Consider the following 17301-nt stretch of genomic DNA (forward strand, 5'->3'; position numbering starts at 1 on the left):
TGTTTCTTCCTTTAACTTCTAGTTCTTAATTCGAAGTTTTTGAGTTCACGTTCAGAGCGTCTTCAACCAACGCTTTTTGTTGTTTCAAGTGCACCGACATGTAGCCAACTGCTGGAGAAGCAGAAGCTGGGCGACCTGCGTATTTAAGATCTGCACCTGCAGGAATAGCGGCACGGAAGTTGTGTTGGCTACAGTACCAAGCACCTTGGTTCTGAGGCTCTTCCTGACACCACACGAAGTCTTCAACGTTAGTGTATTGAGCAATCGCTGCTTGTACTTCTTCCATCGGGAATGGATAAAGCTGCTCGATACGCACGATAGCAACATCGTCTTGCTCGTTGTTACGGCGCTGCTCCAGTAGGTCAAAATAAACCTTACCTGAACAGAACACGACGCGTTTTACTTTGCTTGGGTCTAAATCATCTACTTCTGGAATTGCAGATTGGAATGTACCGTCCGCTAAGTCTTCAATTGTCGAAGTACATAGAGGATGGCGCAGCAAAGATTTTGGCGACATAACAATCAGAGGTCGACGCATTGGGCGTACAACTTGACGACGAATCATGTGGTATACCTGAGCCGGTGTTGAAGGAACTACAACCTGCATATTTTGCTCAGCACACAACTGAAGGTAACGCTCTAGACGTGCAGAGGAGTGCTCAGGGCCTTGACCTTCGTAACCGTGAGGTAGAAGCATTGTGAGACCACACAAGCGTGCCCATTTCTGCTCACCTGACGAGATGAATTGGTCAATCACAACCTGCGCGCCGTTGGCAAAGTCACCAAACTGCGCTTCCCAGATAGTCAAACCACCTGGCTCTGCTGTTGCGTAACCGTATTCAAATGCCAATACCGCTTCTTCTGACAGTACTGAGTCAAACACTTGGAATGGCCCCTGATTGTCATGAATATTCGCTAATGGAATGTACGTACTTGCATCTGTTTGGTTATGAAGAACCGAGTGACGGTGGAAGAAAGTACCACGACCCGAATCCTGACCAGAAAGGCGAATACGCTTACCATCATCAACTAATGTTGCATACGCCAATGTTTCGGCCATACCCCAGTCGATTGCTTTTTCACCGGTCATCATTGCTAGGCGATCGTTGTAAAGCTTATTAACACGGCTTTGCAGTTTATGGCTTTCTGGATACTGACAAAGACGATTACCCAACTCGATAAGACGCGTCTTGTCATATTTTGAATCCCACTCCATATCCCATTCATGCCCTAAGTAAGGGGACCAGTCTACAGAGTGCAACGCCATTGGACGCCATTCTTTAACCACCACTTCACCGCGGTCTAATGCGTCGCGGTACTCATTGACTAACTGAGTCGCTGTCTCGATATCTGATTCGTTTTTATCGATCAGAATATCCGCATACAATTTGCGTGGTGTAGGGTGTTTTTTGATTTTTTGGTACATCAAAGGCTGGGTCGCGTTTGGCTCATCGGCCTCGTTGTGACCGTGGCGACGGTAACACACCAAATCAATCACGACATCGCGCTTGAACTCGTTGCGGTAATCCAAAGCAATACGAGTAACAAAAGCAACCGCTTCTGGGTCATCGGCATTCACATGGAAGATTGGCGCCTGAACCATCTTCGCGATATCTGTACAGTACATCGTTGAACGCGTGTCACGAGGGTTAGACGTCGTAAAGCCAACTTGGTTGTTAATAACGATACGCACCGTACCACCGACTTGGAAACCACGAGCCAGTGACATGTTGAACGTTTCGGCAACCACACCCTGACCAGCGATTGCAGAGTCACCGTGGATAGTGATAGGAAGCACTTTGCTACCTTGATTATCACCCAAGCGATCTTGACGTGCTCGCACCGACCCCATGACTACTGGGTTGACGATTTCTAGATGCGATGGGTTAAATGCAAGAGCTAAGTGAACATCACCACCTGGGGTAGCAAAGTCGGCAGAGAAGCCTTGGTGATATTTCACATCACCCGTGCCCCAAGTTTCGTCGTGTTTACCGGCAAACTCATCGAACAGATCTTGAGGCTTCTTACCAAGCACGTTCACCAGCATGTTCAAACGACCACGGTGAGCCATACCGATAACCACTTCACGCATCCCACTTGTTCCTGCGTGACGGATCAACTCTTTCGTCATCGGAATCAGTGCGTCACCACCTTCTAGAGAGAAACGTTTTGCACCTGGGAATTTCGCCCCGAGGTAACGCTCCAAACCTTCAGCGGCTGTTAGCTCTTCTAGGAATGTGCGCTTCTCATCTTTGTTGAATGATGGCTGGCCTACGACAGACTCAAGACGTTGTTGGATCCAACGTTTTTGCTCTGTGTCAGTCATGTGCATGTATTCAGCACCGATGGAACCGCAGTAAGTTTTGTTGAGGGCTTCATAGATGTCTTTCAACTTCATGGTTTCTTGCCCAACAGCAAAAGAACCTACGTTGAAAGTTTCTTCGAAGTCATCTTCGGTAAGATTATGAAAAGCAGGGTCTAACTCCGCCACGGTTGGGCGTTGCCATAGACCTAGTGGGTCTAATTCTGCAGCTTCATGTCCGCGGAAACGGTATGCGTTGATTAGCTGTAGAACTTTTACTTGTTTTGCATCGACATCTGGGTCACTAACTTGGACATTGTAATGCTTTGTTTCTCTAGCGAGTCGACGGAAGTAGTCACGGACACGTGAATGTGGTTGTTCTGCCACTTCTTCTGACGGCTTAGGTAAGCCTTCAAAAACACGTTTCCACTCCTCACTTACCAGATCGGGATCACTTAGATACAGTTCGTAGAGGTCCTCTACATACGTTGCATTGGCGCCAGCCAAGTGTGAAGACTCGAGCCATGCCTTCATCACGCCGTTGTGCATATTTTCCCTTAACCAGTAGTTTTCACGTTTGCTTCGGTCTTTGCCGAGCTATAAGAGCCGACCAGAACTAGTCGGCAATTTTTGTATTCTTTACTCGAAATATTCTTGAAGCAGTGAAGCGGTCATATCGGGTGATCCGCAACACTGCGACATTCCTAAGAGCGAGTAAATTAAACCGAGCGATTAACCAGCATCGACTTAATATGGCCGATGGCTTTCGTCGGATTTAATCCCTTAGGACAAACACTTACACAATTCATGATGCCATGGCAACGAAAAACGCTAAATGCATCATCAAGATCAGACAAACGTTCATCTGTTGCCGTATCGCGGCTATCAATTAGCCAACGGTACGCCGCAAGAAGACCAGCTGGACCGATGAATTTGTCAGGGTTCCACCAGAATGATGGGCAAGACGTTGTACAACATGCACACATGATACATTCGTACAATCCATCTAAATGCGCACGATCATCAGGCGATTGTAGGTTCTCGCGTGATGGTGGTAATGCACCATCATCAATCAAGAATGGTTTAACTTTCGCATAGTTATCATAGAACTGCGTCATGTCAACGATAAGATCGCGCACGACAGGTAACCCTGGCAGTGGACGAATAACTATCTTATCGCCTTGTAGAGCAGATAACGGTGTGATACACGCTAGACCATTTTTACCATTCATGTTCAAACCATCAGAACCACATACCCCTTCACGGCATGAGCGACGGAACGCGATGCTTGGATCTTGCTCTTTTAGCAGAATCAATGCATCAAGCACCATCATGTCTGAGCCTTCGTCTACCTCAAGGGTATACTCTTTCATGTAAGGCTTGGTATCCACGTCCGGATTGTAACGGTATAAAGAGAAGTTCAATTTCATAGTCGTATCCTCCCTTTAGTATGTACGTACTTTCGGCGGGAAAGCTTCACGATGCGTTGGCGTCATGTTCACATCACGCTTAGTCATCGCTTCTGTTTCCGGGTTGTAGATAGAGTGACATAGCCAGTTCTCATCATCACGCTCAGGGAAATCGAAACGAGCATGTGCGCCACGGCTTTCAGTACGGTAGTTCGCCGCTACGGCTGTAGAGAATGCTGTTTCCATCAAGTTGTCTAGCTCTAGACACTCAATACGTTGCGTGTTGAATTCTGAAGACTTGTCCGCTAGATGTGCATCTTTCAGACGTTCGCGAATCACTTTCAACTCTTCTAGGCCCGTTGCCATTGCATCGCCTTCACGGAATACCGAGAAGCTGTTTTGCATGCAAGCTTGTAGGTCTTTACGGATTTGAACTGGATCTTCACCGCCAGTACTATTTTCCCAACGCATTGTACGCGCTAGAGATGCTTCAATATCAGATTCAGTTGCAGGACGTGCCTCAGCTTGCGCTGCGAGCGTTTCGCCAAGGTGCAAGCCAGTCGCGCGACCAAATACGACTAAGTCTAGTAATGAATTGCCGCCTAGACGGTTTGCTCCGTGTACTGATACAGAAGCAATCTCACCACATGCATATAGACCTTGTACTTCCATCTCGCTGCCGTCAGCCTTTTGCTTGATTGCTTGACCAGACACTTGAGTCGGTACACCACCCATCATGTAGTGACAGGTTGGAATTACTGGAATTGGCTCTTTCACTGGATCAACGTGCGCGAAAGTACGAGACAGCTCACAAATACCAGGCAGACGTGACTCAAGCACTTCTTTACCAAGGTGATCCAACTTCAGCTTAATGTGTGGACCCCAAGGGCCATCACAACCGCGGCCTTCGCGGATTTCGATCATCATTGAACGTGCAACTACGTCACGACCAGCAAGGTCTTTCGCGTTAGGAGCATAGCGCTCCATGAAGCGTTCGCCATCTTTATTTAGAAGGTAACCACCTTCACCACGACAACCTTCTGTTACAAGAACACCTGCACCAGCGATACCCGTTGGGTGGAACTGCCACATTTCCATGTCTTGCATAGGTACACCCGCACGCAATGCCATACCTACACCGTCACCAGTGTTGATGTGTGCGTTAGTGGTCGACGCGTAAATACGACCTGCACCACCTGTTGCTAGAATCGTTGCTTTCGATTTGAAGTAACAAATCTCGCCTGTTTCCATACAAATCGCAGTACAGCCCATTACGGCGCCGTCTTGGTTTTTCACCAAGTCTAGTGCATACCATTCCGAGAAAATGGTGGTTTTGTGTTTCACATTTTGTTGGTAAAGCGTATGAAGAAGCGCGTGACCTGTACGGTCCGCAGCAGCTGCTGTACGTGCAGCTTGCTCACCACCAAACTCTTTTGACTGACCACCGAATGGACGTTGGTAGATAGTACCGTTATCAAAACGAGAGAATGGAAGACCCATTTTTTCTAGTTCGATAACGGACTCAGGGCCATTTTTACACATGTATTCAATCGCGTTCTGGTCACCGATGTAATCGGAACCTTTAACGGTATCGTACATGTGCCATTGCCAATCGTCTTTGTGCGAGTTACCCAGAGCAACGGTAATACCGCCCTGTGCAGACACAGTATGAGAACGTGTTGGAAATACTTTTGACAACAAAGCACATGATAGGCCTTGTTCTGAAATTTGTAGTGCAGCGCGCATACCTGCACCACCAGCGCCGATTACTACGGCGTCAAACTCACGAACTGGAATAGACACTTACGCACCCCACAGAATAAATAGACCAGAGAAGACATAGCCGAATAGCACGGCAATAACACCAAGTTGCAGTGCGCCACGCAGTTTCGCGCACTTAATGTAATCCGTTAATACCTGCCACAAACCGACCCATGCGTGGATCAGGATCGAGACAAGTGCCAACATGGTGAATACTTTAGTGAAGGTACCACCAAAGAATTGGGTCCAAGATGCGTAAGAGATATCTGAAAATGCAAAGAAGCTAATCAGATAAATCGTGTATAGCGTCATAATGATTGCAGTTGCACGAATCAGTAGGAAATCGTGTACACCATTACGACCAAATGAAGATACGTGTTTTACCATACCAAGATCCCCGCCAATAATGATAATACTGCTGTTGCACCAAACGCGACTTTAGCGCTCATCGTGCCAGAATCTAGCTCTTCAAAGTGACCTAGATCCATCAACAAGTGACGGATACCACCTGCAATGTGGTAGGCAAGTGCAGTAAGAATTCCCCACAGGATGAATTTTACGAAGAAGCTATCGACGATGTCAGCGGCTTCCATAAAACCCATTGGGGATGACAGAGAAATGGACAGTAACCACAGTAGTATACCCACCGCAACAAACGTAATTACCCCAGACACACGGTGTAGGATGGATGCGATTGCTGTGATAGGAAAGTGGATGGTCTGTAAATCTAAATTAACAGGTCTTGACTTTCTTTCTTTCACGGGCTTGCTCACTCAGCTCCATTGAGCATTTATTGTTATAACCAATTTCAGCTTCCAAACGTACAAAAGTTAACATCTATTTAACAAATATCGCGAGTAACCACCCAGATAACTGTAAACAACTTGTTAACAATCGGAGTCCAGCAACAAACCTCACTCTTTGTTTCTAGCCCCGAATTTATAAGGATTTAACTAAAATTTTCTTAGCCAATATACGGCGAGCAACATTCTAATACAATTGGTGTAACAAATTATGCTACATAGAACAGATTTTTAACGATTTTCATGAGAAAAATCATAACAAGTGCACACAAAGATGGAGAAAAATTGACTTTAAGCTTTAACAACAGTACAAAAATGGCACATAAACATCCTGGACGGATTAAATAATAAACAAAGGAGATTGTTATGGCGGATAAGAAAGCGACCCTTCATGTTGAAGGTCAAGCGCCAATCGAACTGCCAATTATGGACGGTACGCTAGGTACACCTGTAATTGACGTTCGTAAGCTGGGAGCCAATGGTTACTTTACTTTTGACCCAGGTTTTCTTGCCACTGCATCTTGTGAATCATCAATCACGTACATCGATGGCGGCAAAGGTATTCTTTTGCACCGCGGTTTCCCGATTGATCAATTAGCCAATAACGCAGATTACTTAGAAGTATGTTACATCCTTCTTTATGGTGAAGCCCCTACCCGAGAACAATACGAGCAATTCAAGACGACCGTAACGCGTCATACTATGGTCCACGAGCAAATCGCAAGCTTTTTCCATGGCTTCCGACGTGATGCTCACCCGATGGCAGTAATGTGTGGTGTAGTCGGTGCACTTGCAGCCTTCTACCACGACTCTCTTGACATCAACAACGACGAGCACCGTGAGATCGCGGCGTACCGTCTGCTATCGAAGATGCCGACACTGGCTGCAATGTGTTACAAATACTCTATCGGTCAGCCATTTATCTACCCACGCAACGATTTGAGCTACGCAGAAAACTTCCTACACATGATGTTCGCAAACCCTTGCGAAGAGTATGAAGTAAATCCTGTCGTTGCGCGTGCGATGGATAAAATCTTCACGCTACACGCGGATCACGAACAGAATGCGTCGACGTCAACTGTACGTCTAGCTGGCTCTTCTGGTGCTAACCCATTTGCATGTATTGCCGCTGGTATTGCATCACTTTGGGGACCTGCTCACGGTGGTGCAAACGAAGCGTGCTTGAGAATGCTAGAAGAGATTGGCAGCGTCGATAACATCCCTGAGTATGTAGACCGCGCGAAAGACAAAGATGACCCATTCCGCTTAATGGGCTTTGGTCACCGCGTTTATAAAAACTACGATCCACGTGCGACAGTAATGCGCGAAACGTGTCATGAAGTTCTCAAAGAGCTAAACATTCAAGACCCTCTACTAGATGTAGCAATGGAACTTGAGCGCATTGCGCTTTCTGATGAGTACTTCGTTTCTAAGAAGCTGTACCCGAACGTAGACTTCTACTCAGGTATCATTCTTAAAGCGATTGGTATTCCAGTTTCTATGTTTACGGTTATCTTCGCGATTTCTCGTACCATCGGCTGGATTGCTCACTGGAACGAAATGCACAGCGATCCACTGAACCGCATCGGTCGTCCTCGTCAGCTATACACTGGTGAGACACAGCGTGAGTTTTCTCCACTTCACGAACGTGAATGATCTTTTTAGTTAGAAGATAAATAAACAAACAAAAGGGTTGAGATTTTGTCTCAACCCTTTTTTCTTTTCAGCATTTCACGTTATGAATAGCGAACACTAAACCGGATTATCAATATCGATAAACTCGACATGTAGGCCGTATTCATCCGCTAGCCATTTGCCTAAAGCCTGAACACCATAACGCTCAGTAGCATGATGACCTGCAGCAAAGTAATGAATGTCCATTTCTCGCGCAGTATAGGTTGTACGCTCAGAAATTTCGCCAGAGATAAACGCATCTAATCCGTGTTGTACAGCAAGCTCAATAAAATCCTGCCCTCCACCAGTGCACCAACCGACCGTCTCAATCATCTTATCGGTATTCTCTGGAGCAATATGCAGCGGTTCTCTATCAAGAACTTGATTGATCTTGCTCGCAAACTCAGCACCAGACATCGGTTTTTTCAAGCGTCCAAACATGCCTACTGATTGAGGATGTCCTTCAAGTCCACCTTCTACTTCGATTTCAAGTAAGCGAGCTAATTCGGCGTTGTTGCCTAGCTCTGGGTTAATATCCAGAGGAAGGTGATAACCATATAAGTTGATATCGTTTTTGATCAGACTACGAATTCGTTTACCTTTCATACCACGAATTGGCTCAGGTTCACCTTTCCAAAAATAACCGTGATGAACGAGTAATGCGTCTGCATTAAGCTCAATCGCTTTATCGATTAAGGCTTGAGAGGCAGTTACGCCAGTGATAATACGCTTTACGGCTGGCGTCCCTTCTACCTGTAACCCGTTTGGTGCGTAATCTTTAATTAACTGCGGTGACAGTTTGTCATTAAGAATCTGTTCTAGCTTTAAGTTATTCATTATTACTTCCAATTTCTAGCGCATGTAAACCTAAATAACCTCTCGATGAAATCAGACCGAGAGTGTGCAACCTAGTTGATACAACAACGTTTTGACATCTGGCACCTTGATATTATTTAGGTATTTAAAGTGTATCTCGAACCCTAATATCGATGCTAGCCACCCTACCCTCAAAAGCAAATTTAGTTACAATAACAAAGCTTGTCGCCTCACCATACATATAGGGATACGGATGAACCAACTGCAACGCTTTTACCAATGGATCGCCACTTCACCTCCTCTTTTCAAGTTACGCCCTCCGTTTACAACCTTAGAGGATCTTTCGGTAACGCCTTTAAATAACGCTGAGCAATACAATGGTAATCCAAGATTGGGCTTTTTATATCAGCACTTATGCACTGCAGTTCTCTCTAGTTCAGAACGATATCAGGTTATCGCGGAAGAGGTTCAGTTAAACGACATCGAAGGTAAGACTATTGGTGCTATCGACTTGGTGTTGCGGAATACAGAATCAAATCAAATAGAACACTGGGAAGTAGCGATTAAGTTTTATCTTCTTTATAACGGCGTTTGGTATGGTCCGAATGCTCACGACCAGCTGCATACAAAACTGAATAGAATGCTTACTCATCAGTTGAAAATGAGCGATCGCCCGGAATTTCAAAAAATAATTCCGTTAAACGACGCTCCACAAGAACGTCTATTGATGCAAGGACGACTCTATATTAATCCGTTTACTCCAGAGCCAAACCCTAGCGAGTGCTTGGGTTATGAACTAAATCCAAGTCAGATTAGTGGTTACTGGTGCTACCAGAGCCAATGGGAGTTAATCGGTAAGCCACTTTATCATTTACACAAACCATGCTGGGCGATTGGTACGGACGATTTCTCTCAACCCATTGAAAAGCCTTCAGACCGATTTGTACATGCACAAACGGAGGACGGTCAATTCTGGTTTGTGGTACCGGATTCCTGGCCCGGAAACGACTCAGTTCAGGAATCTTAAAACGCAAAAGGGTTGATGCTTGCACATCAACCCTTTGTTTTCTAAATCGACTATTGAATGGTTTACAGGCCGGCAGCTGCAAACACTTGATTAACGATCTCTTGCGCTTCTGCTTCGATTTGTTTTAGGTGCTCTTCACCTTTGAAGCTTTCACAGTAAATCTTGTAGATGTCCTCTGTGCCTGATGGACGAGCAGCAAACCAGCCGTTGGCAGTCGTTACTTTTAGACCACCGATTGCAGCACCATTACCAGGCGCATGCGTGAGACGAGCCGTAATTGGATCACCCGCTAGTGTTTCAGCCGCGACCATTTCTGGTGACAACTTCTTCAGTACGTCTTTTTGAGGGCCATTCGCTACAGCTTGAATACGGTTGTATTTCGACTCACCGTGTTTCGACGCTAGCTCTTCATAGTAGTCTTGTGGGTTCTTACCCGTTACCGCAGTGATCTCTGCCGCTAGAAGACATAACAAGATGCCGTCTTTGTCTGTTGACCAAGGCGTACCATCTTTACGAAGAAAAGATGCCCCGGCACTTTCTTCGCCACCGAAGCCGAATTTACCAGTGTACAGACCATCAACAAACCATTTAAAGCCTACTGGTACTTCACATAGCTCACGACCTAGATCCGCAACAACACGGTCAATCAGTGCACTTGATACTAGTGTTTTACCAACAGCTACATCTATACCCCATGCGTCACGATGGCGGTATAGGTAGTCGATACAAACGGCTAAGAAGTGGTTCGGGTTCATCAAACCTTTTGGCGTAACGATACCGTGACGGTCGTAGTCAGGATCGTTACCAAATGCTAAATCGTATTCGTCTTTCAGTGCCAATAGACCCGCCATTGCGTAAGGAGAAGAACAGTCCATACGTACAACGCCGTCTTTATCGAGAGACATGAATTGGAAAGAAGGATCAATCGCTTCACTTACTAGCGTTAGGTCTAGGTTGTATGCCTGACCAATTTGACGCCAGTAATCGATGCCGCTGCCACCCAATGGATCTACACCAATCTTCAGATTTGCTTTTTGGATTGCTTCCATATCGATAACGTTCACCAGATCATCGATATAGGGTTTAACCAAGTCCATCTCCACAAACAGATCCGATGCTTTTGCTTCTGCTAGTGGTAAGCGTTTAACACCTTGTAAACCTTCGGCAATCAGTGCGTTCGCACGATCTTCGATAGCTTGAGTCAACTCAGCTTCTGCTGGACCACCGTGAGTCGGATTGTATTTGATACCGCCGTCTTGTGGTGGGTTATGAGATGGTGTAATCACAATACCGTCTGCTTTTTCATCGTGCTTGATGTTGTAAGTCAGAATTGCGTGCGAGATACCTGGTGTTGGCGTGTAGCCGTTATCCTGCTGTACGATGACTTTTACGCCATTCGCAATCAAAACTTCAATCACGCTAGAAAATGCAGGTTCAGACAAAGCATGCGTGTCTTTACCGACAAACAAAGGACCTGTGGTCCCTTGCTGGGCACGAACTTCTGCAACCGCTTGAGCAATAGCCAAAATGTGGTTTTCGTTAAATGTATGCTTATCAGCGGTACCACGGTGACCTGATGTGCCGAATTGAACCTTGTGATCGGGGTTCTTAGCATCAGGTTGAAGCAAGAAGTAATTGGCAACAAGTGCCGGAATATTATGAAGATCTTCCTGCTGCGCTTTTTGCCCAGCACGAGGGTGCATAGCCATGTTTGACATCCTTTCTTTAAATACAAATAAAATTAAAAAAGCCTCATAATATCCGCTAACTGCGACACATTATGAGGCTTCTATCAGGTTTCTTAGATTGAACCTGTTACTTTTTCTATTAAGTCAGGTTGGTACCCCATGTGTGTCATCACTTGTTCAACCATCTGTCTTTTACGACTGGTATTGTTGTTCGTGATAACCCAAAACGGTGTGCCAGGAATGGCTTTTGGCTTGGTCGTGTTGCCATTTGCCAACAAGGTTTCTTCATTATCTGCAAAGTACACGCGTTTACGCCCCTTTACATTCGTAGCCTGCGCGAAACCTTCTGGATTTAATTTATGTAAGGTCGATAGTACTAACATAAAGCGATCAATCGCTTTTTTTAGACCGGCAAACTCATCAGAAATAAGCAGCGAACGCATTTCTTTCACTACATCAACAGATTCCGTTTTACCCGCATCTTTACTTACTACAATCCCTTGTGGCTTCTCTACTACAGGCGCGGCTTCAGCTTCCTGCAACTGACCATCAAGGTTTAAAAGGCGTCGCAAAATATCCGAGGCGCTTTCACCGATATGCTTAGTTTGGCTAGCAATGTAACGGTATAGATCCTCATCAACCTCAATTGTTTTCATTCGCTTTTCACATTCTCAATGTTTAAACTCTGGGGGATTATAACGAGATCCTCTCGGATACTCCACGTTAAACCCATCACGAATAAGATAAAATGTCAGCATTACTCAACTATAAGCAGGAAGGCCAAGGCCAAACAGTTGTTTTGATTCACGGATTGTTTGGTAGTTTAAGTAATCTGGGTCTACTAGCCCGCGATCTTATTAAAGATCACACGGTGATCAGTATTGATCTGAGAAATCACGGCCTCTCTTTTCACTCAAACATTCATAATTACGCCGACATGGCAAAAGATGTGGCACAACTCCTACAACACTTAAATGTTGATCCATCTATTATTATTGGGCATTCAATGGGTGGAAAGGTCGCGATGACACTGGTGGACATTGCTCCAGAGCTCGTCAAACAGTTGGTTGTGCTCGACATGGCACCTGTCGCCTACACAGCAAACCGTCACGACAATGTGTTTAATGGTTTACACGCCGTAATTAACGAAAAGCCAGCAAGCCGTCAACAAGCGATGGATATCCTAGCTCAACATGTTGAGATCGACGGTGTAAGACAATTTCTCTCTAAGTCACTATACAAAAATGGCGATAAAATGGACTGGCGGTTTAACGTACCGAGCCTTTTTGAGAATTACGCACAAATTATCGGCTGGCAGGAAATTGCCCCAACAGACATACCCACTCTGTTTATTAAAGGTGGTGATTCCGATTACTTAATGCCAGAGCACCAACCTGCGGTGCAAAAACAGTTCAAACAAGCAAAAGCACATATTATCGCTAATACTGGCCACTGGCTTCACGCCGAAAAACCGGCTGAAGTAATGAGAGTCATTCGGAAATACATTTCGAGTTAACAAATTCGAAAAGCAACAATAGATTATTGAAATAACCCTTCTTGTAGTGCATTAACTTTACCGTTTAACAGTGGTATAGTGCGCCCAAGATTTTTCGGCATGAAGGACTAAAATGCTTTACGACTATATGGATATGCTCGAGTCTATTGGGCTCGATCTTCTTTTTGCTGCTATCTTCTTTTTCATCGGGATGGCGATAAAAGATGTGCTAAAGCAAGGCAATGTACCTGTTTTTGGTCGTCGTATTGTGTGGTTAGTCCTTTTCCTAGGCTGTGCTGGCTTTATTGCAAAAGGTGTAATTCAGCTAACTTGGGAAGGCTCTGGGTTAGGTTAAACCCTTAGTACCATCGCCAATAACAAACAATGTAAAGGTATAGACTCTATGGCAAGTGTAGGTATCTTCTTCGGTAGCGACACAGGTAATACTGAAGCCGTTGCAAAGATGATTCAAAAGCAACTAGGTAAGCATCTAGTTCACGTTCAAGACATCGCGAAAAGCAGCAAAGAAGACATTGATAACTTCGATCTTCTTCTTCTAGGTATCCCAACTTGGTACTACGGTGAAGCACAATGTGATTGGGATGATTTCTTCCCTGAACTTGAGCAAATCGACTTCTCTACTAAGCTAGTGGCTATCTTTGGCTGTGGCGACCAAGAGGACTACGCAGAATACTTCTGTGACGCGATGGGCACAGTACGTGATATCGTTGAGTCTAAAGGCGGCACAATTCTTGGCCATACTTCAACAGAAGGCTACGAATTTGAAGCGTCTAAAGCACTTGTTGAAGGCGACGACAGCCAATTCGTAGGTCTATGTATCGATGAAGACCGTCAACCGGAACTGACTGACGAACGTGTTGAGAACTGGGTTAAACAGATTTACGAAGAAATGTGTTTAGCTGAGCTTGAAGGCTAAATAAATCGAATTATACAAAGACCTCCGATTGGAGGTCTTTTTGTATATTTTCACAAAGCATCGGTGAGCACTTCCTCTTCGCGATACTGAGGTTTCTTTCTTACATAAAGCTTGCGTTGAACCTCTGAAACCACATTCCCCTGCTTATCTTTTACATGGGTAATAAATTCAGGAAAACACTTTTCTCCATTCCGTGTCATTTGATAAATGTTTTCTAGCATCCCTTCAGTAACTTCGAATTCTGCATATAAATCACTTTGCCCTGGCTTAATAAAGTTAATACTCGCCTCTTTATCCCACACGTAATACTCCTCGCGTAGAATCCCCATCAGCATCAACGAGTAAATGGGATCAGTTAAAGAGAAAATACTGCCACCATACTGAGTACGATTGGCGTTTTTATTCCACCAGCGAAGCTTCAAACGCACCTTCACGGTACGAAAGTCTTCAGAAATATGTAAGATTTTAATACCAGCGCCCCAAAAAGGTGGCCAAATATTGAGTGCGAATTTTACAATTCCTGGTTTGTATATCTTCGCAAGTCGCTTATTCATCGCAGTCCGTGCCCTCTCTAAGCTCAATGTTACACAATTGTAACTGGTCAGATCTGTAATATAATCGACCTGTTTCTAATTTACAAAAAGATTCTATTAACCCTTTGAAGTTCGTGGTTTAATGTTCTGAGCGCTTATCCTATAATGGTAGGAAGATTGAATTCTGTTAAATCGCTGCAGATGATCCAACGGGAAAGTATATGTCAGATAATAATCAGGCGCTGAAGGATGCGGGTTTAAAAGTAACCCTTCCAAGGCTAAAAATTCTAGAAGTACTTCAGCAGCCAGACTGCCAGCACATCAGTGCTGAAGATTTGTACAAAAAGTTGATTGATCTAGGTGAAGAGATTGGCCTAGCAACTGTTTACCGAGTTCTAAACCAATTCGATGATGCTGGTATTGTAACTCGTCACCACTTTGAAGGTGGTAAGTCAGTCTTCGAATTATCGACTCAACATCACCACGACCATCTAGTGTGCCTAGACTGTGGTGAGGTAATTGAATTTTCTGACGATCTTATTGAAGAACGTCAAAAAGAGATTGCAGCTAAGTACAATGTCACGCTAACAAACCACAGCTTATACTTGTACGGCAAGTGCAGTGATGGTGGTTGTAAAGACAATCCAGATGCACACAAACCAAAAAAATAACGGTTTGTTGATTTAAAATAAACGTCAGCTCATGCTGGCGTTTTTTGTTTCTGAGGGCGATATCTTTCAATAGCTGAATTGCCGTACCAACTTTTGTAAAGCGTCGATTAGACTTACCAATTCAAACCTTAATAAACATCATTGTTTTGCTTCCAAACCGAACATTTATCAAACGTCCCTCGTTCTTAAGCAACTCCCTACACTACCTATAACCGCCGCATTACGATAATGAGAATAAAAAAATGCCAGCATTTGCTGGCATTTTTATCGATTTTTGCATTAATCGAGATTATTGGTTCTCAATTTTTGCCCAAGTATCACGTAGGCCAACCGTGCGGTTGAATACTAGTTTATCTGCTGAAGAATCTTTCGAGTCTGCGCAGAAGTAACCCATACGCTCAAACTGGTAGCCTTTTTCTGCTTCTGCTGACGCTAAGCTAGGCTCTACAAAACCATTGATCACAACTAATGATTCAGGGTTGATTGTAGAAGCAAAGTCTTCTGCTGCACCCGGGTTTGGAACCGTAAATAGACGATCGTACAGACGGATTTCCGCTGGTAATGCTTTATCAGCTGATACCCAATGAATCACACCTTTTACTTTACGGCCATCAGCCGGGTTCTTACCTAGTGTGTCTGCATCGTAAGAACAGAAGATAGTCGTGATGTTGCCTTCGGCATCTTTTTCAACGCGCTCTGCTTTGATCACGTAAGCACCACGTAAGCGAACTTCTTTACCTAGCACTAAACGCTTGTACTTTTTGTTCGCCTCTTCACGGAAGTCTTCACGCTCAATCCACAACTCACGAGTGAATGGTACTTCACGCACACCCATCTCTGGTTTGTTTGGGTGATTAGCGACCGTCAAGTTTTCTACTGCACCTTCTTCAAAGTTTTCGATAACAACTTTAACAGGATCCAACACAGCCATTGCACGCGGAGCGTTCTCGTTTAGGTCATCACGAATACAAGATTCTAGTGAGCTAAACTCGATCATATTTTCTTGCTTCGTTACACCAATACGCTTACAGAACTCACGGATAGATGCTGGCGTGAAGCCTCGACGACGCAGACCTGAGACTGTTGGCATACGTGGGTCATCCCAACCGTTAACCAGTTTTTCAGTGACGAGTTGATTAAGCTTACGCTTAGACATCACTGTGTACTCAAGATTTAAGCGACTGAACTCGTATTGATGCGGACGGCTTTCGATCGTGATGTTGTCCAGAACCCAATCGTACAGACGACGGTTATCCATAAACTCAAGCGTACAGATAGAGTGTGTAATGCCTTCTAATGCATCAGAGATACAGTGCGTGAAGTCGTACATTGGGTAAATGCACCACTTATCACCAGTTTGGTGGTGCGTAGCAAAACGCACACGGTATAAAACTGGATCGCGCATAACCATGAATGAAGAACCCATGTCAATCTTGGCACGAAGACACGCTTTACCTTCTTCAAATTCACCAGCGCGCATTTTTTCAAATAACGCTAAGTTCTCTTCAACAGAACGGTCACGGTATGGGCTTGGTTTACCTGGCGCCTTTAGCGTGCCACGGTATTCACGAATCTGCTCTGGACTTAGCTCATCTACGTACGCTAAGCCTTTGTTAATCAATTCAATTGCATATTCGTAAAGCTTATCGAAGTAGTTTGATGAGTAACATACTTCACCACTCCACTCAAAGCCCAACCAGTTTACATCTTTCTTGATAGACTCAACGTATTCGATGTCTTCTTTTTCAGGGTTCGTATCGTCGAAACGTAGATTACATTGACCCTGGTAGTCCTGAGCAATACCGAAGTTCAAACAGATAGACTTAGCATGACCGATATGCAGGTAGCCATTTGGCTCCGGCGGGAATCGAGTATGCACGCTAGTGTGTTTACCATCCGCTAGATCTTTATCAATGATCTGGCGAATAAAGTTTGATGGACGAGCATCAGCTTCACTCATCTATAGCACCTCAAAAATATTAGTATTGTCAGAGAAAACGGAACTCTGCATCCAAGTATGGTTTTGCAGAGTACATTGTTTCTAATGATCCACAATTCTAAGCAATTAGACAACAAGAACTCGCGCTAAAACGACAATATTTATCGAGTTAGAGCGAAAGCACAGCAGATTCAAAGTGCCAAAACAAAAAAAAGACCTCCCGAGGGAGGTCTTTAGTCAGATATC

General features: G+C 44.7%; 16 protein-coding genes. 6 read left to right on the forward strand and 10 right to left on the reverse strand.

Features of this window, described 5'->3' with window-relative positions:
* Positions 1 to 25 precede the first annotated feature (25 nt).
* The 5 genes from sucA to sdhC all read right to left on the reverse strand — a co-directional run bounded on the left by sucA (position 26) and on the right by sdhC (position 6245).
* Positions 26 to 2851 (reverse strand): 2-oxoglutarate dehydrogenase E1 component, encoded by a 2826-nt coding sequence (gene sucA / locus FKN08_RS18260; RefSeq protein ID WP_005393014.1) that lies wholly within the window; start codon positions 2849 to 2851, stop codon positions 26 to 28.
* 170 nt (positions 2852 to 3021) lie between these two features.
* Positions 3022 to 3732, reverse strand: coding sequence for a succinate dehydrogenase iron-sulfur subunit (locus FKN08_RS18265; protein WP_005382174.1), 711 nt, complete (start codon positions 3730 to 3732; stop codon positions 3022 to 3024).
* 15 nt (positions 3733 to 3747) lie between these two features.
* The gene (sdhA, locus tag FKN08_RS18270; protein WP_005393016.1) at positions 3748 to 5514 is read right to left on the reverse strand and encodes a succinate dehydrogenase flavoprotein subunit; all 1767 of its coding nucleotides are present in this window, start codon (positions 5512 to 5514) and stop codon (positions 3748 to 3750) included.
* Entirely contained in the window at positions 5515 to 5859 is a 345-nt protein-coding gene (sdhD, locus tag FKN08_RS18275) for a succinate dehydrogenase, hydrophobic membrane anchor protein (RefSeq protein WP_170892667.1), read from the reverse strand. It abuts the gene before it with no gap.
* The gene (gene sdhC, locus FKN08_RS18280; protein WP_017634811.1) at positions 5853 to 6245 is read right to left on the reverse strand and encodes a succinate dehydrogenase cytochrome b556 subunit; all 393 of its coding nucleotides are present in this window, start codon (positions 6243 to 6245) and stop codon (positions 5853 to 5855) included. Before sdhC ends, sdhD begins: the two co-directional genes overlap by 7 nt.
* A 396-nt stretch (positions 6246 to 6641) precedes the next feature.
* Here sdhC and FKN08_RS18285 point away from each other — a divergent pair, with 396 nt between their 5' ends.
* Entirely contained in the window at positions 6642 to 7931 is a 1290-nt protein-coding gene (locus FKN08_RS18285) for a citrate synthase (RefSeq protein ID WP_005382163.1), read from the forward strand.
* A 96-nt stretch (positions 7932 to 8027) separates the two neighbouring features.
* Here the strand turns inward: FKN08_RS18285 and FKN08_RS18290 are convergent, their stop codons facing one another.
* Positions 8028 to 8786, reverse strand: a complete 759-nt coding sequence (locus FKN08_RS18290; RefSeq protein WP_065645453.1) for a Nif3-like dinuclear metal center hexameric protein — start codon at positions 8784 to 8786, stop codon at positions 8028 to 8030.
* Positions 8787 to 9018: 232 nt separating this feature from the next.
* Between FKN08_RS18290 and FKN08_RS18295 the strand changes: the two genes are divergently transcribed.
* Positions 9019 to 9792: a DUF1853 family protein gene (locus FKN08_RS18295; RefSeq protein ID WP_170892668.1), complete on the forward strand. Its 774-nt coding sequence runs from the start codon at positions 9019 to 9021 to the stop codon at positions 9790 to 9792.
* 62 nt (positions 9793 to 9854) lie between these two features.
* Here the strand turns inward: FKN08_RS18295 and pgm are convergent, their stop codons facing one another.
* Positions 9855 to 11501, reverse strand: coding sequence for a phosphoglucomutase (alpha-D-glucose-1,6-bisphosphate-dependent) (gene pgm, locus FKN08_RS18300; RefSeq protein WP_170892669.1), 1647 nt, complete (start codon positions 11499 to 11501; stop codon positions 9855 to 9857).
* A 92-nt stretch (positions 11502 to 11593) separates the two neighbouring features.
* Positions 11594 to 12136 carry a replication initiation negative regulator SeqA gene (gene seqA, locus FKN08_RS18305; RefSeq protein WP_005393026.1) on the reverse strand — a complete coding sequence of 181 codons (543 nt, stop codon included), beginning with the start codon at positions 12134 to 12136 and terminating at the stop codon, positions 11594 to 11596.
* A 92-nt stretch (positions 12137 to 12228) separates the two neighbouring features.
* Between seqA and FKN08_RS18310 the strand changes: the two genes are divergently transcribed.
* From FKN08_RS18310 to fldA, 3 genes are all read left to right on the forward strand, one after another.
* Positions 12229 to 12996, forward strand: a complete 768-nt coding sequence (locus FKN08_RS18310; protein WP_046874257.1) for an alpha/beta fold hydrolase — start codon at positions 12229 to 12231, stop codon at positions 12994 to 12996.
* A gap of 112 nt (positions 12997 to 13108) precedes the next feature.
* Entirely contained in the window at positions 13109 to 13330 is a 222-nt protein-coding gene (locus tag FKN08_RS18315) for a DUF2788 domain-containing protein (RefSeq protein ID WP_005393038.1), read from the forward strand.
* Between the two features lie 48 nt (positions 13331 to 13378).
* On the forward strand, positions 13379 to 13912 hold the full coding sequence (gene fldA, locus FKN08_RS18320) for a flavodoxin FldA (protein ID WP_005393040.1): 534 nt from the start codon (positions 13379 to 13381) through the stop codon (positions 13910 to 13912).
* A gap of 50 nt (positions 13913 to 13962) precedes the next feature.
* On the opposite strand, the gene FKN08_RS18325 is transcribed toward fldA, so the two are convergent.
* Complete coding sequence (locus FKN08_RS18325) at positions 13963 to 14466, reverse strand: DUF4442 domain-containing protein (protein WP_047009532.1); 504 nt, start codon at positions 14464 to 14466, stop codon at positions 13963 to 13965.
* Between the two features lie 200 nt (positions 14467 to 14666).
* On the opposite strand from FKN08_RS18325, the gene fcrX reads away from it, so the two are divergent.
* A complete protein-coding gene (gene fcrX / locus FKN08_RS18330) occupies positions 14667 to 15116 on the forward strand; it encodes a ferric iron uptake transcriptional regulator FcrX (protein WP_005382141.1) in 450 nt (149 codons plus the stop codon).
* A 289-nt stretch (positions 15117 to 15405) separates the two neighbouring features.
* On the opposite strand, the gene glnS is transcribed toward fcrX, so the two are convergent.
* Complete coding sequence (glnS, locus tag FKN08_RS18335; protein WP_005393044.1) at positions 15406 to 17076, reverse strand: glutamine--tRNA ligase; 1671 nt, start codon at positions 17074 to 17076, stop codon at positions 15406 to 15408.
* Between the last annotated feature and the right edge of the window lie 225 nt (positions 17077 to 17301).

The organism is Vibrio sp. 1-2 (7-a) (assembly GCF_013048515.1).
Lineage (GTDB): Bacteria > Pseudomonadota > Gammaproteobacteria > Enterobacterales > Vibrionaceae > Vibrio > Vibrio diabolicus.

Coding starts and splice junctions, on each gene's coding strand:
- sucA (WP_005393014.1), bottom strand. CDS start 2,851: ATGCACAACGGCGTGATGAAGGCATGGCTCGAGTCTTCACACTTGGCT.
- FKN08_RS18265 (WP_005382174.1), bottom strand. CDS start 3,732: ATGAAATTGAACTTCTCTTTATACCGTTACAATCCGGACGTGGATACC.
- sdhD (WP_170892667.1), bottom strand. CDS start 5,859: ATGGTAAAACACGTATCTTCATTTGGTCGTAATGGTGTACACGATTTC.
- FKN08_RS18285 (WP_005382163.1), top strand. CDS start 6,642: ATGGCGGATAAGAAAGCGACCCTTCATGTTGAAGGTCAAGCGCCAATC.
- FKN08_RS18290 (WP_065645453.1), bottom strand. CDS start 8,786: ATGAATAACTTAAAGCTAGAACAGATTCTTAATGACAAACTGTCACCG.
- FKN08_RS18295 (WP_170892668.1), top strand. CDS start 9,019: ATGAACCAACTGCAACGCTTTTACCAATGGATCGCCACTTCACCTCCT.
- pgm (WP_170892669.1), bottom strand. CDS start 11,501: ATGGCTATGCACCCTCGTGCTGGGCAAAAAGCGCAGCAGGAAGATCTT.
- seqA (WP_005393026.1), bottom strand. CDS start 12,136: ATGAAAACAATTGAGGTTGATGAGGATCTATACCGTTACATTGCTAGC.
- FKN08_RS18310 (WP_046874257.1), top strand. CDS start 12,229: ATGTCAGCATTACTCAACTATAAGCAGGAAGGCCAAGGCCAAACAGTT.
- FKN08_RS18315 (WP_005393038.1), top strand. CDS start 13,109: ATGCTTTACGACTATATGGATATGCTCGAGTCTATTGGGCTCGATCTT.
- fldA (WP_005393040.1), top strand. CDS start 13,379: ATGGCAAGTGTAGGTATCTTCTTCGGTAGCGACACAGGTAATACTGAA.
- FKN08_RS18325 (WP_047009532.1), bottom strand. CDS start 14,466: ATGAATAAGCGACTTGCGAAGATATACAAACCAGGAATTGTAAAATTC.
- fcrX (WP_005382141.1), top strand. CDS start 14,667: ATGTCAGATAATAATCAGGCGCTGAAGGATGCGGGTTTAAAAGTAACC.
- glnS (WP_005393044.1), bottom strand. CDS start 17,076: ATGAGTGAAGCTGATGCTCGTCCATCAAACTTTATTCGCCAGATCATT.